Consider the following 13,680-nt stretch of genomic DNA (forward strand, 5'->3'; position numbering starts at 1 on the left):
TGCCTCAGGGCCGCGACAGCACCATCACGCGCCCCGACACGCGCTGAAGCTTCAGCCAGCCCGTGTCGGCGGTAAACCGAAGCTGCTGCAGCGGAAAATCGAACCCGGCCTTCTGCGCGGCGCCAACCACGGCATCGGCGATCCAGCGGATCAGTTCCTTCCCTTCGTCGGTCGTCTGGTGGCCGTTCTGAACGCCATAGAAGTAGCGATTGCCGGCGTTGACCTCGTTCTGCAACTGCATCCAGTGCCCCGGCAGGCCGGGCAGGGTTCTGAACAGGTCGGCCACACGCTGCGTCGTCAGGCCGCGCGCCCACAACGCACCGTTGACGTTCGGCCGTGCCAGGTTGTGGCGGTCGGCCTGCTGCGCCTGCTCCTTGACCTCGCCTTTCAGGGAATCGGGTTTCGTCATGATGCTTGCCTCGCGATGGGCCCGGCAGCGGGCCGATTGAATGGAAGAACCACGGAGCGGGCGGCCGGAAGCACGGAGTTCACAACCCTGACGCGCCGGGCCGCCGCGAATGCCATGCCGGCGACACGCGCGCGGCACGGCTCATGGTATCGGCAGACGATTCGTTCCGCCTGCGCCGGGGGAACGATACGCGCATCGCCGGAATTCTTCCCCTGTCAGGTATGTCAGGCGCGATATCGAGCAGCCGTGCCGATCGCGCGGCACGGCCGCCACCGCCGTGCTTACGCGGCGGCCTCCGCCGCGGGCTGCGCGGCAAAAAACGTCGCCTGCGCCGCTTCGTCCGCACGCACATACGCGCGATTGACGCCGCTGATAACCGCGCGAATCGACGCAGTCGTCAGGTTCGCATCGATGCCGACGCCGAACGCGCTGCCGCGCACGCCCGCACCGGCCAGCTCGGCGATCGCGATCGCCTTCGCATCGGCGCCCTGCGACAGCGCGCGCTCCTCGTAGTGCTGGATCCGCAGCGGCGTGCGCAGCGCGTGCATCAGCGCGTCGAGCGGGCCGTTGCCTTCGCCGCGCAGCACGCGGCGCTCGCCGTGCACATCGGCGGTCAGCGCGATCGTCTCGCGGCCGTCGCGCTCGGTCAGTTCATGGCCGACGTAACGCAGCGGCGCATCGCCTTCCACGTATTCCTGCTGGAACAGCGACCAGATCTGCGCGCTCGTCACCTCGTGGCCGCTGTCGTCGGTCAGGCGCTGCACGGCCGCGCTGAAATCGACCTGCAGACGACGCGGCAGCGCGATGCCATAGCCCTGCTCCAGCAGGTACGCGATGCCGCCCTTGCCGGACTGGCTGTTCACGCGAATGATCGAATCGTAGGTGCGGCCCAGATCGCTCGGGTCGATCGGCAGGTACGGCATTTCCCATACGGCGTCGGGGCGCTGCACCGCGAAGCCCTTCTTGATCGCATCCTGGTGCGAGCCGGAGAACGCGGTGAACACCAGGTCGCCAACGTACGGATGGCGCGGATGGATCGGCAACTGCGTGCATTCCTCGGCCGTGCGCGCGACTTCGTTGATCTGCGAGAAATCGAGGCCCGGATCGACGCCCTGCGTGTACAGGTTCAGCGCGAGCGTCACGAGATCGACGTTGCCCGTGCGCTCGCCGTTGCCGAACAGACAACCCTCGATACGGTCAGCACCGGCCATCACCGCGAGTTCGGCCGCCGCGACCGCGGTGCCGCGGTCGTTGTGCGGATGCACGGACAGGATCAACGCATCGCGGCGCGCGAGATTGCGGTGCATCCATTCGATCTGGTCCGCATAGAAGTTCGGCGTGCCGACTTCGACGGTGGCGGGCAGGTTCACGATCGCCTTGCGCTCGGGTGTCGGTTGCCAGACGTCGAACACGGCGTCGCATACTTCCTTCGCGAAATCGAGCTCGGTCGCCGTGAAGGTTTCGGGGCTGTATTGGAGCGTGAACTGCGTATCGGTTGCCGCATCGGCGAAACGCTTGATCGTGCGCGCCGCGTTCACCGCAAGCTGCTTCACGCCGTCGCGCTCGAGGCCGAACACGATCTTGCGGAATTCCGGCGCGGTCGCGTTGTACAGGTGCACGATCGCGCGCTTCGCGCCGCGCAACGCGTCGAACGTGCGCTCGATCAGGTCGTCGCGCGCCTGCGTGAGCACCTCGATCGTCACGTCGTCGGGAATATGGCCGCCTTCGATCAGTTCGCGCACGAAGTTGAAGTCGGTCTCGGACGCAGACGGGAACGCCACCTCGATCTCCTTGAAGCCGATCGCGACCAGCGTCTTGAACATCCGCATCTTGCGCGCGGCGTCCATCGGCTCGAACAGCGCCTGGTTGCCATCACGCAGGTCGGTGCTCATCCAGATCGGCGCCTGCGTGATCGTGCGCGACGGCCAGGTGCGGTTCGGCAAGTTGACGGGCGTGAACGGTCGGTACTTCGTCGCGGGGTTCTTCAGCATCATGATGTTCGGTCCTCGGTCGGTGGGTCGGGTAACCGCCGCGCGGCAGCCGTCACGGATGGCGGCCGGCTGCGCGCGCGGCGGTAAAAACGGCAAAAGGCGGCACAACTGCAAAGCGGTACGGCGAACGACGGCCTTGGCGGTTGAACGACCGGGACGGAGCGGTACGGAAGAAGGACGAACTCAGACGCCGGTCGATAACCGGGGCCAGGTCGGTGATACGGGGGAAATCTGGCGCTTCAGGAAAGAAGCAGATGGAAAGCGCGCAGCCGCAGACCCAGCCCGGAAGAACGGGCTAGTAGTCGTAGCGAGAAGAGCGGCTGGGCGGCTTGCATGGCCGGAATCAAATCACAACGCGGCGTAGGCTGTCAATGGGCGCTGCGCGAGGTCGCGGGTTTCCAGCGGCCGCAAAATCAGTCTCGTCCGATAGGCGCGGCAAGCGCCGGTCGCTATGCTTTCGCGGGTGCGGTGCCGGTGGCGTGTCCTGTTCGAGTTCGGGAGAACGAGCCGGTCCACGATCTCCGTCGGCGCCGCACCCCTCCTTGTCTCGATCCGGTTTCGGCGTGGGCGTTCGGCGGTGGCCGGTGGGCGCGGCCACGACAGAGAAAGACGACGTTGAAACAACACGCTGCCATATGCGAACACCGAGCGTCTGCCCCGAAGCCGGATTCCCCTGCCCTCCCCTGCGTACCCGCCCATTATTCAAAAAATCGCATCACACCTCGATATAGTTCAATGGATATATCGATTAACAAGCATTTGAATTTGCGCCATTAAATCGGACTGTTTCGCTTTTCGATTTACTGGTCAATTTCCATTCCTTGCCGAATATTTTTCCATTTATTTTTTGCCATGCTTGCCTCGCCGCGTTTGAAACAGCAAACGTTTGCGCATCGCGGCAGCGCGCCTTATTGATCCACCTTCAGGAGACATGCATGGCCGACTCTCAAACGTCCTCGAACCGCGCCGGCGAATTTTCGATTCCGCCGAATACCGACTTCCGCGCGATCTTCTTCGCGAATGCCGCCGAGCAGCAGCACATCAAGCTGTTCATCGGCGACAGCAAGGAACCGGCGGCTTATCACAAGCTCACCACGCGCGACGGCCCGCGCGAAGCCACGCTGAATTCGGGCAACGGCAAGCTGCGCTTCGAAGTGACGGTGAACGGCAAGACGTCGGCCACCGACGCTCGGCTCGCGCCGATCACCGGCAAGAAATCGGATGGCTCGGCATACACGGTCAATTTCGGGATCGTCGTATCGGAAGACGGTCACGACAGCGACTACAACGACGGCATCGTCGTGCTGCAGTGGCCGATCGGCTGAAAAAGCCTGTCGATGCCGCGGGGCACGTCAGCCCCGCAGCCGGCATCGCAATGGCGACGGGGCCAACGTATCGCCGATTGATTGCTGTTCCACGTATTGCCGCATACGCGACCCCTTGAACGCGTTCACCGGCCGCACACAGACGGACACTCCATCAAGACGAGGACGACATGCAACAACCGTTTACCCATGACGACCTGTACGCGCTCCTGCAACTCGCCGGCAACGACGCCACCGCCGTGCAATCGAACGGCGATCAGGCGGTGCTCGACCGCATGCGTCAGTTCATGACCGCGCAACTCGTCGAGAAGCTGCCGCAGTACGACGTGTTCGTCGACATCGCGACGATTCCGTACAGCTTCGACGTCGGCAGCTGGCAGAACAAGGTGAAGACCGATGCGGCGGGACAGGTGGTCGCCTGCACGGTGACGTGGGCCGGCGCGCCCGGCGTGCTGCCCGCCGCAGCGGCGAAGTTCGGTGTCGGCGCAGTGGTCACTTACTTCTTGAAGGCGACGCCGCAACCCGTGCAGCCCGATCCCGCGACCACCGGTGGCGGCGAACGCGACGGCGTCTTCAACCTGCCGCCGAACATCGCGTTCGGCGTGACCGCGCTCGTCAATTCGGCCGCGCAGCAGACGATCGACGTCTATGTCGACGACAACGCGAAACCGGCCGCGACGTTCCAGGGCGCGGGCACGCAGGACGCGAACCTGAACACGCAGGTCCTGAACTCGGGCAAGGGGAAGGTACGCGTGGTCGTGACAGCGAACGGCAAGCCGTCGAAGATCGGTTCGCGCCAGGTCGACATCTTCAAGAAAACCTATTTCGGGCTCGTCGGCTCGGAGGACGGCACCGATGGCGACTACAACGACGGGATCGCGATCCTGAACTGGCCGCTGGGCTAAGCAGCCGCACCCGGCCAACCGACCCTCGCCACGCCGCCCGGCGTGGCGGCCTGTGCGGGTACGCCGTACCGCCCTCGGCGCATGCTCCCCGCCGCCATGGCAAATCGGCACATCCGGCCCACCGCAGCAAGGCTGCGCGACTTGTGCGACCGCACGTCGATCGCCGTCACGGCAACGCAACGTCCCGTTCTCGCCGCGACCTCTCGCCGGGTCATTCCCCGATTTCTCAGCCGCCAGTTCCGAACACGGGACTTGCGCTCGATAACTACGACTCATAGAATCGTAGTTATCGAGCGCATCGATGCATCAGGCAAGGCCGGTGTTCCACCGGCCTCAGGCATCACTCAACCGGAGTTGAGCAGTGGCAAATCGCATTCTTGTTATCGGAGCCGGCTTCGCCGGCATGTGGAGCGCACTGAGCGCGGCGCGCCTGCTTGACGAGCAGCGCAGGACCGACGTGGAAATTACCGTGGTGGCGCCGGATGCCCATCTGCACGTTCGGCCGCGCCTTTATGAGGAAGGCCCGGCGAACTTCCGCGCGCCGCTCGGCGAGATCTTCGATGCGGTCGGCGTGAAGTTCGTCCAGGGCACGGTCGAGCGCATCGACGTGACGCGCCGGACTGTCGACGCACTCGGCACGAACGGTCACGCGTCGACGCTCGACTACGACCGCCTCGTGCTGGCTGCCGGCAGCCGTCTGTTCCGCCCGGCGATTCCGGGTCTCGCGGAGCACGCGTTCAGCGTGGACCAGACCGACGAAGCCGTCGAACTCGAAACGCACATTCGCGCCCTGGCGCGACAGCCGGCATCGACGGCACGCAATACGATCGTGGTCGCGGGCGGCGGCTTCACGGGCATCGAAACGGCGGCGGAAATGCCGGCGCGCCTGCGCGCTGCGCTGGGCGAGGAGGCGGACGTGCGCGTCGTGATCGTCGAGCGCGGCGACGCAATCGGCCCCGACCTGGGCGCGGGCCCGCGCCCCGTCATCGAAGAAGCGCTGCGCACGCTCGGCGTAACGTGGCAGCTCGGCTCGGGTGTCGCCTCGGTCGACGCGGGCGGCGTCACGACGGCAGACGGGGAGCGCATCGAATCAAGCACGGTGATCTGGACGGCCGGCCTGCGTGCGAGCACGTTGACCGAACAGATTCCGGGGCGCCGGGACGCAACAGGGCGCCTGCACGTCGATCGCAACCTCGCGGTCGACGGCGTGCCGGGCGTCTACGCGACGGGCGACGTCGCGTATGCTGCAACCGACGACGACGGCAACCATACGATGATGTCGTGCCAGCACGCGATGAACCTGGGCCGTTCGGCCGGGCACAACGCGGCGGCGGACCTGCTGGGGCTGAAGCAGATTCCGTATAGTCAGCCGAAGTACGTGACGTGCCTCGACCTCGGCCCGTGGGGCGCGGTTTATACGGAAGGCTGGGAGCGCGAAGTAAAGCTGACGGGCACGGAAGCGAAGCAGCTCAAACACCGGATCAATTCCGAGTGGATCTATCCGCCGCATGCGGATCGCGCCGAAGCGCTGGCCGCCGCGGATCCGCTGCGGATCGTCGTGGCCTGAGCGGCGCGCCGGCGCCGACGATGCGCGGGCGGCGACAGGCGCGCCCCGCGGGTTGTCGCGCCATCCCGCGCCACCACGGCGCGACTCAGCGCTCGCCGCCGCGGCTCGCGGCGCGATCGGCAAACCAGTCGATCACTTTCGGGCCGTAGCTGGCCGGCGCTTTCGACCAGGCGCGCGCGGCGAGATCGGCGAGCGATTGCTTCTCGAGCTCCGCGCGCATCGCCTGCTCCGCAACCTGCATCACCGCATGAATCGAACAGGTGCCGCGCGTAGCCCACGCGGGTGCGTCGCCTTCGAACACAGCGCATTGGCCGCGCACCTCGCGGCAGTCGAACAGTCGCTTGTCGCCGTCGATCGCCGCGACGACGTCCTGCACGGAGATGTCCCGTGCTGGCTTCGCCAGCGTGAAGCCGCCGCGAATGCCCTCGCTGGAGACGACGATCCCGGCCTTCGCGAGACGCGTGAACAGCTTCGCCGCGTAATCGACGGACACGCCCTGCATCTCGGCCAGATCGCGCACGCTCGCATCGCGCACGCCGGTGGAAGTGTCGGCGAGATAGAGCAGGCAATGCAGGCCATACTCGACACCGGTGCTGATGAACGACATGATATTGCGACTCGGGGTATCGGAGTTGGGAGCGTAGCGCAGGATGGCGACAAAGTCATCCGTTCTGCTTGCATCGATCGCACGGCGGCAATCCGGGGTCGCGCCCCTGCAAAAACGATCGAATGCCCGCGCCGATCCGCCGATCAACGTATCGCCTTCGCCGCCATCCGATCACCACGCTCACCGCACGCTTCCATTCCCGGTAATCGTGCACTGATGCTCACTGCCGAGTCACGGTGTACCGCGATCAAAATTCAGGTTTCCTGATTATCAACCGAATGCATTATCGACAGCCACCGACAGCGTACCTTTCGTGATCGTCGTACCGCTGGAATACGCGTTGCCGCCCGCGGCGGAAGGGGTGACCGTCAGCGTGCCCGTGAGGGTGTCGGCCGGTCTATACGTCATCGGTGGCACGCGCATTTGATCGTTCTTGCGAGACGCGCCCCCGGAGGCCGACGTGGCCGGTGATTTTTTGAATGGCGGGCAGGCCTCGTAGGTAGGATTGGCGGGGGAATCCGCCTATGCGATGGCACTGGCCAAGGACGCGGCGACACCGCCTGCAGCAGTCCTGAGGATGATGGGGAGCGCCTTCACCGCTCAATCCATTGCTCTCTGATTCTCAATCTCATGAAAAGGCCGCGATCAGTCGTTGCAGCAACGGTATTCTCGCCGTCAACCAGTCCATCCTGGATGGCGGCATGGCAATGAAGCGCAACGGAGAAGACTTCGATTGGTCGTAGTAAAAAATAGTGTCGCCCCGTACTCCAGTTTCCTGGGTGCTGCATCGTTAATTGTGCGCACCGCAAAGTATCGAAGCTGGACACACTCACCAGTTGAAATTGCCACTTCTTGCAAAACTCGACGAGATTGCCTTTGTCGCCAACCGTCTGAAAATCAAAATCCACCGAAGATCTGAATTTTTCTTTTACCGCGTGATGCAGCAGATCTTTCAACCTTGCCCCGGGCATTTTTGTTGTAGATATTTTTCGAGATGAGCTGGTTATATCGTGCCTTGACCTTCCCAAACTTGAGGGCCCACTCAAGGGTGACGGTGGTATTGTCAAACGGCTGGTTCGTCTTGAAGCTGTTATCCCAAACGTGCTTGGGGCCACCAAACCATCGCCTGGCAAGCTTGGCCGCAACAGGCCATTTCATTCGTTGCATTGCCTCAGGGACATCCAGTAAGTCAAAGGGAGGAGGATTTTCGCAGTCTTCTGCGTCGACTGGCTCGGACGGCTTGGGAGGCGTGGCCTGCTTTGCTGGCGGAGCCTTTGCTGGCTCCGGTGTTTTCATCGACTCATGCGTCGATGGCTTGGGATCTAGAAGCTTGAAAAGCTTGGGTTCGCCAGGAGCAAGCCTGTCCATGCAAACACCTTGCGGTGTATTCAAAGGAATGCATCCGTTGGCGCCAGCGTGCTCCTTCCACTTCGGCAGCGAAAATGGAATCGGCGACGTCTTGATTTCGTAATACGGTACTTTTTTGACGTCTGGCATAGTCTTGCTGTGTCGTGAAGGCAATACGTTGCTGACACGTCCGCAGCATGGACACTGGCTAAGCCGAGCAAGCAAATGCTGCGCTCATCGTCTTGCTCCGGTTTCGGCGCAGGCGCTCGGCGCTCGCATATGGCAGCGTGCTGTTTCAACATCGTCTTTCTCTGTCCTGGCCGCGCCCACCGGCCACCACCGAATGCCCACGCCGAAACTGGATCGCAACTGGGATGAGGTGCGGCGCCGGCGAAGATCGTTGACCGACTCACTCCGAACATGAACAGGGCACCCTCACCGGCACCGCACCCGCGCAAGCATAGTGACCGGTTGTCACGGTGCCTATCGGACGAGACTGATTCTTGCAGCCAATATCGCACTGCACTGGCCTGATACACCTGACTGACACTCAATTTGGAGATGAGGAGTACCGTGCAAACGGCATGCGCGCTCGAAGTTCGGCGGCTTTTTCATTTAACCGGCCCGTTGCCGGCCCTTCACGAGCAAAGCAGTCAGCCGGCCGGCGACGCACCCCGCCGCGCGGCCGCCACCGGCTGCGACCACGCAGCCGACGCGAGCCGTGCGTGCGCACCCTTCGCGACACGCTCGAACGCCACGCGCTGCGGCCCTTTCAGCGCGTCCGCCTTCGCGGCCCGCACCAGCGCGACCGGATCGACCGGCCGGTTGTGCCGCCGCACCTCGAAGTGCAGATGCGGGCCCGTCGCCGTCCCGGTGCTGCCGACCGCACCCACGCGCTGCCCGCGCGCGATCCGCATGCCGGTCCGCAGCGTCGGCTCGAACGCCGACAGATGCGCGTAATACGACGCATAGCCGCCATCGTGCCGCACCACCACGTACTTGCCGTAGCCGCCCGGCTCCGTGCCGATGAACGACACGACGCCGCGCTCCGATGCACGGACCGTGCGGCCCGCCGGCGCGGCGAGATCGACCCCGGAGTGCACGTGACGCGCACCCGTCACCGGATGCACGCGCGTGCCGAAACGCGAACTGGTGCGCGTCGCGCTGACCGGCTGCGCGAACCGGGTGCCGGCGAGCGGCACGCCGTCGAGATCGTAGTAAGCGCCCGGCGATCGCGCATCGGCGGCAAACCACACCGCCGCGACGCGCTGGCCGCGAAAGCGGATATCGAGCGCGGTCACGCGCGGGTCGCCGGATAACGATGCGTCGTCAGTCGGTTCGAAGGCCACGCGGAACGTATCGCCCACGGCACCCTGTTGCTTCAGGTCGAGCCGGCCGGCCAGCATGCGCGTGACCTGTGCGGCGACGCCGGCCGGCAGATCCGCACGCGCGAGCGAGGCACGCAGGCTGCCGGCGATCGCGCCGACCCGCGCACCGCCCGCCGGCTCCACGAGCATGAACGGCTCGGCCGATGCCAGGCCGGCCTCGCGCGACGCAAATGCGAACGGCACGCCGATCGCGGGCAACGGCGATGCAATACCGTAGTCGAAGCGGCCCGCGTAATCGCGCTCGATCGCATCGCGCGCGGCGTCGCAGAGCACGACATACGGTGCGCATGCGCCGGCACGAACGACGAATGGGCCAGGTCGGTCGTCCGTCCGCGCACCCGCCGCATCCGACGCGTGCACGACACGCGGCACCGTCGTCGAGGCGAGCAGACCGCCCCAGACGGTGCGGGCGGAATTGAAAAAGGGCACGTCGAAGAGGTCGGCCGCCTGCGCCAGCGCGGGCATGACAGGCGCGGCGCCGGATGATGCCAGCGCCACCGCGCCCTGCGCGCCGGCAAGCCACGCCGCCGCGACGACACCGCGCAGCAGCGCGCGGTGATTCGGCAAGCGGACGGCGCCGCGTGGCGCGCAACGACCTCGTTCGCGTGCGAGACGTAAACACAGGTCGAACCGCATCGCGTCGTCACTCGCTATCAATGAAAAATCGGGTAAGCGCCGGATCTCGCGGAGGAACGATCATCGCGATCCGGCAATGAGGAATCGAGTGTATCGACGCACCCTGCTTCACTGAATAAGACCAATCCTATTTGGTCCGATATCGGCTTCGTACTCGAACGAAATCGCGATTGCATCGCCGGACCGCGCGCAAATCCGGCCTGGTGTGCTCGCTCGACACTCGGCGTGCCGTGTACAGTCGAGGGCTGCCGACACGCTGCGTGCCGCACTCTCTTTCTTCAAACCGGAATCCCGTCATGTTTCTCGACCATCTTCATCCGGAACGCTGGACGTTCCTGTGGAACGCGTTGTCCACCCTCTCGATCAGGCTCTGCGGCGCGCTCGCGCTGCTCGTCGCCGGCTGGTGGCTGTCGAAGCGCATCGGCAACTGGCTGAGCCGTCTGCTCGCGAACAAGGAGCGCGTCGACGACACGCTGCGGCCGATTCTCTGCGACGTCGCGGTGTGGGGCATCCGCATCGTCGCGATCGTCGGCGCGCTGTCGCAACTCGGCATCCAGACCGCGAGCATCGTCGCGGTGCTCGGCGCGGCCGGCCTCGCGATCGGGCTCGCGCTGCAGGGCACGATGCAGAACATCGCGGCCGGCATCATGCTGTTGCTGCTGCGGCCGTTCAAGGTGGGCGACTACATCGACGGCGGCACGGGCGTCGCGGGGACGGTGGACGAGGTCGGGCTCTTCATGACGCGGCTCACGAAACCGGACGGCATCTGCGAGTACGTACCGAACAGCGCGCTGTGGGGCAGCGCGATCCGCAACTACACGCGCAATCCGACGCGTCGCCTCGATCTCGAAGTGGAAGTGTCGGTGCACGACGACATCGATCGCGCACTCGACGCGCTGCGCGCGCTGGCCGCGGCCGACCCCGACGTGCTGCACGATCCCGCGCCGGACGTGATGGTGATGCGCTTCGACGACAGCACGGCGATCGCGAACATGCGCGTCTGGACGCATACCGACAAGTTCTGGGCGATGCGCTGGCGTCTCGCGCGCCAGGTGCGCAAGACCCTCGCCGATGCGGACTGCGCGCTGCCGATCCGCACGCGCGAGCTGCATATCGTGCACGACGTCGAACAGCAGCAGCGGCCGCCGGCCGAACCACGTCGCGCGCAGGCGTCGTGACGCAACGGGGCGCGGCGCGCCCCGTTGCCATTACATCCTGACGATGTCGAGCAGCGCCTTCCTGCCGCTCTTGTAGGTGAACACCGAGATCGCGCCGTGCTTCAGGTCGCCCTGCGGCGTGAAGCTCGTTTCGCCGATCACGCCGTGATAGTCGGTCGCCGGCATCGCGGCCAGCACCTTCGCCGGGTCGGTCGAATTCGCGCGCTTCATCGCGTCGACGATGATGTACACCGCGTCGTACGAGAACGGCGCATACACCTGCATCGGCTGGTGGTAACGCGCTTCGTAGCGCTTCACGAACGCCGCGCCGCCGGGCATCTTCTCGAGCGCGATGCCGGCTTCCGAGCACACGACGTTGTCCGACGCCGGGCCCGCGAGCTTCGGCAGGTCGGTCGAGCAGACGCCGTCGCCGGCGAGCACCTTCGCGCGCAGGCCGAGCTGGCGCGCCTGCTTCGCGAGCGGGCCGCCGGTGGCGTCCATGCCGCCGTACATGATCGCGTCGGGGTTCTCGCCCTTGATCTTCGTGAGGATCGCGCGGAAGTCGATCGCCTTGTCGTTGGTCGCGTCGTGCGAGACGACCTTCATCCCCGACGCCTTCGCCGCCTTCTCGAACTCGGTCGCGAGGCCCTGCCCGTAGGCGGTCGAGTCGTCGATCACGGCGACCGTCCTGACCCCCATGTTCCTCGCCGCGTAACTGGCGAGCGCGGGCCCCTGCTGCGCATCGGTCGCGACAACGCGATAGGTCGTCTTGAAACCCTGTTGCGTGTACATCGGGTTGGTCGCGGCCTGCGAGATCTGCACGACGCCGCCGTCGCGATAGACGCGCGATGCCGGAATCGACGTGCCCGAGTTGTGGTGGCCGACGACGCCGACCACCTTGTCGTCGACGAGCCGCTGCGCGACCTGCGTGGCCTGGCGCGGATCGCCCGCGTCGTCCTGCGCGTCGAGCTGCAGCGTGACCTTCTTGCCGCCGATCACGAGCCCCTTCGCGTTGATTTCCTCGACCGCGAGCCGCGCGCCGTTCTCGCTGTCCTTGCCGAGATGCGCGATCGCGCCGGTCAGCGGCGCGACGTGCCCGATGCGCACGATTTCATCCGCCCGCGCGGAAAACGCGGACAGTGCGCACGCCAGCCCGACCGCGGCCGCACATGCCGTCTTCTTCTGATGCCGATTCATGTTCGTCTCCTTCGTTGTCGCTCTTCGTTGGTGATCAGGACCATCGTTCATGGGAGGCAAAGCGAGATGCGCTCACGCGCGCCCTTCGAATCCGAGCAGCACGTTCACCGCATTGATGCCGATTTCGTCGACCATGTAGCCGCCTTCCATCACGAACAGCGTCGGCAGCTTCAGGCGCGCAAGCGTTTCGCCGATGCGCAGATAGTCCGGCGAGCGCAGGCGGAAATGGCTGATCGGATCGTGCTCGAACGTGTCGACGCCGAGCGACACGACGAGCAGGTCGGGGGCATGCGCGGCGATCGCGGCCGCAGCATGGTCGAGCGCCGTCGCGTAGGTGCTCCACTGGGTGCCCTTCGGCAGCGGCAGATTCAGGTTGAAGCCTTCGCCCGCGCCGGCGCCGCGCTCGTCCGCATAGCCGGAGAAGTACGGGTACGACACCGGCGGCTCGCCGTGGATCGATGCGAACAGCACGTCGGAACGGTCGTAGAAGATGTCCTGCGTGCCGTTGCCGTGGTGGAAATCGACGTCGAGCACCGCGACACGCGCCGCGCCGCTCGCGATGCCGTGCTGCGCGGCGATCGCCGCGTTGTTCAGGTAGCAGTAGCCGCCCATGTATTCGCGGCCCGCGTGGTGACCGGGCGGCCGGCACAGCGCGAACGCCGCGCGCGCGCCGCCATTCGACAGCAGGTCGGCGCCGGTCAGCGCCGAGTTCGCGCTCGCGCTCACCGCGTCCCACGTGCCGGCGTTGATCGGCGCGCCGGCATCCATTGCGAAGAAGCCGAGCTTGCCGTCGATGAACTCGGGCAGCGTCGCCGCCGCCGGCATCGCGCGCACCGGCCACACGAGCGGCAGCGCCTGGCAGGTGCGGCCGGTCGCGGTCCATTCGTCCCATGCGCCGGCGAGAAAGTCGACATAGCGCGCGCTGTGCGCGCCGGCATAGCTCGCTCGACCGAACGCGCGCGGCGCGATCACGTCGCCGAGGCCGGCCGCGCGAACCTGTGCGAGCACCGTCTCGGCGCGAAGGGGATTCTCGAACGAATCGGTGATCGCGCCGTCTTTCAGTTCGACGCCGCGATGCAGATGATGATCGCTGCTGTAGACCGTGAGCATGGTTGACCGTTGCAGTGAGGGCTGTGAGGGGTGGCAACAGT

13 protein-coding genes are annotated in these 13,680 nt (G+C 65.5%); 4 read left to right on the forward strand and 9 right to left on the reverse strand.

Annotated features, from left to right (window positions below; all coding sequences use genetic code 11):
• Positions 1-4 precede the first annotated feature (4 nt).
• Together DIE13_RS24560 and leuA are read right to left on the reverse strand one after the other, a co-directional pair.
• Entirely contained in the window at positions 5-409 is a 405-nt protein-coding gene (locus DIE13_RS24560) for a peptide ABC transporter ATPase (RefSeq protein WP_098554555.1), read from the reverse strand.
• A gap of 281 nt (positions 410-690) precedes the next feature.
• Positions 691-2,400 carry a 2-isopropylmalate synthase gene (gene leuA, locus DIE13_RS24565; protein WP_175751160.1) on the reverse strand — a complete coding sequence of 570 codons (1,710 nt, stop codon included), beginning with the start codon at positions 2,398-2,400 and terminating at the stop codon, positions 691-693.
• Positions 2,401-3,335: 935 nt separating this feature from the next.
• Here leuA and DIE13_RS24570 point away from each other — a divergent pair.
• From DIE13_RS24570 to DIE13_RS24580, 3 genes are all read left to right on the forward strand, one after another.
• A complete protein-coding gene (locus DIE13_RS24570; RefSeq protein ID WP_124829693.1) occupies positions 3,336-3,725 on the forward strand; it encodes a fucose-binding lectin II in 390 nt (129 codons plus the stop codon).
• Between the two features lie 170 nt (positions 3,726-3,895).
• Positions 3,896-4,630 carry a fucose-binding lectin II gene (locus DIE13_RS24575; RefSeq protein ID WP_124829694.1) on the forward strand — a complete coding sequence of 245 codons (735 nt, stop codon included), beginning with the start codon at positions 3,896-3,898 and terminating at the stop codon, positions 4,628-4,630.
• A 361-nt stretch (positions 4,631-4,991) separates the two neighbouring features.
• Entirely contained in the window at positions 4,992-6,197 is a 1,206-nt protein-coding gene (locus DIE13_RS24580; RefSeq protein ID WP_124829695.1) for an NAD(P)/FAD-dependent oxidoreductase, read from the forward strand.
• Between the two features lie 85 nt (positions 6,198-6,282).
• On the opposite strand, the gene DIE13_RS24585 is transcribed toward DIE13_RS24580, so the two are convergent.
• The 5 genes from DIE13_RS24585 to DIE13_RS24595 all read right to left on the reverse strand — a co-directional run bounded on the left by DIE13_RS24585 (position 6,283) and on the right by DIE13_RS24595 (position 10,175).
• Positions 6,283-6,804 (reverse strand): RrF2 family transcriptional regulator, encoded by a 522-nt coding sequence (locus tag DIE13_RS24585; RefSeq protein WP_096500723.1) that lies wholly within the window; start codon positions 6,802-6,804, stop codon positions 6,283-6,285.
• Positions 6,805-7,074: 270 nt separating this feature from the next.
• Entirely contained in the window at positions 7,075-7,212 is a 138-nt protein-coding gene (locus DIE13_RS33005; RefSeq protein WP_175751121.1) for a hypothetical protein, read from the reverse strand.
• Positions 7,213-7,397: 185 nt separating this feature from the next.
• Complete coding sequence (locus tag DIE13_RS33510) at positions 7,398-7,712, reverse strand: hypothetical protein (RefSeq protein WP_233410064.1); 315 nt, start codon at positions 7,710-7,712, stop codon at positions 7,398-7,400.
• Positions 7,702-8,301, reverse strand: a complete 600-nt coding sequence (locus DIE13_RS24590) for a DUF6402 family protein (protein ID WP_233410063.1) — start codon at positions 8,299-8,301, stop codon at positions 7,702-7,704. Before DIE13_RS24590 ends, DIE13_RS33510 begins: the two co-directional genes overlap by 11 nt.
• Positions 8,302-8,804: 503 nt before the next feature.
• Entirely contained in the window at positions 8,805-10,175 is a 1,371-nt protein-coding gene (locus DIE13_RS24595) for a M23 family metallopeptidase (protein ID WP_124829696.1), read from the reverse strand.
• Between the two features lie 296 nt (positions 10,176-10,471).
• Here DIE13_RS24595 and DIE13_RS24600 point away from each other — a divergent pair, with 296 nt between their 5' ends.
• Entirely contained in the window at positions 10,472-11,353 is an 882-nt protein-coding gene (locus tag DIE13_RS24600; RefSeq protein WP_124829697.1) for a mechanosensitive ion channel family protein, read from the forward strand.
• 30 nt (positions 11,354-11,383) lie between these two features.
• Here the strand turns inward: DIE13_RS24600 and DIE13_RS24605 are convergent, their stop codons facing one another.
• Complete coding sequence (locus DIE13_RS24605; protein WP_124829698.1) at positions 11,384-12,529, reverse strand: branched-chain amino acid ABC transporter substrate-binding protein; 1,146 nt, start codon at positions 12,527-12,529, stop codon at positions 11,384-11,386.
• 72 nt (positions 12,530-12,601) lie between these two features.
• Positions 12,602-13,639 carry a histone deacetylase family protein gene (locus DIE13_RS24610; protein WP_124829699.1) on the reverse strand — a complete coding sequence of 346 codons (1,038 nt, stop codon included), beginning with the start codon at positions 13,637-13,639 and terminating at the stop codon, positions 12,602-12,604.
• Positions 13,640-13,680 lie beyond the last annotated feature (41 nt).

Source organism: Burkholderia sp. Bp9016 (assembly GCF_003857765.1).
Lineage (GTDB): Bacteria > Pseudomonadota > Gammaproteobacteria > Burkholderiales > Burkholderiaceae > Burkholderia.

Bases quoted from the DNA above. Each gene is read 5' to 3' on its own strand.
- DIE13_RS24610 (WP_124829699.1), bottom strand. From the start codon at position 13,639: ATGCTCACGGTCTACAGCAGCGATCATCATCTGCATCGCGGCGTCGAA.
- DIE13_RS24585 (WP_096500723.1), bottom strand. From the start codon at position 6,804: ATGTCGTTCATCAGCACCGGTGTCGAGTATGGCCTGCATTGCCTGCTC.
- DIE13_RS24590 (WP_233410063.1), bottom strand. From the start codon at position 8,301: ATGCCAGACGTCAAAAAAGTACCGTATTACGAAATCAAGACGTCGCCG.
- DIE13_RS33005 (WP_175751121.1), bottom strand. From the start codon at position 7,212: ATGACGTATAGACCGGCCGACACCCTCACGGGCACGCTGACGGTCACC.
- DIE13_RS24595 (WP_124829696.1), bottom strand. From the start codon at position 10,175: ATGCGGTTCGACCTGTGTTTACGTCTCGCACGCGAACGAGGTCGTTGC.
- DIE13_RS24600 (WP_124829697.1), top strand. From the start codon at position 10,472: ATGTTTCTCGACCATCTTCATCCGGAACGCTGGACGTTCCTGTGGAAC.
- DIE13_RS24575 (WP_124829694.1), top strand. From the start codon at position 3,896: ATGCAACAACCGTTTACCCATGACGACCTGTACGCGCTCCTGCAACTC.
- DIE13_RS24605 (WP_124829698.1), bottom strand. From the start codon at position 12,529: ATGAATCGGCATCAGAAGAAGACGGCATGTGCGGCCGCGGTCGGGCTG.
- DIE13_RS24570 (WP_124829693.1), top strand. From the start codon at position 3,336: ATGGCCGACTCTCAAACGTCCTCGAACCGCGCCGGCGAATTTTCGATT.
- leuA (WP_175751160.1), bottom strand. From the start codon at position 2,400: ATGCTGAAGAACCCCGCGACGAAGTACCGACCGTTCACGCCCGTCAAC.
- DIE13_RS24560 (WP_098554555.1), bottom strand. From the start codon at position 409: ATGACGAAACCCGATTCCCTGAAAGGCGAGGTCAAGGAGCAGGCGCAG.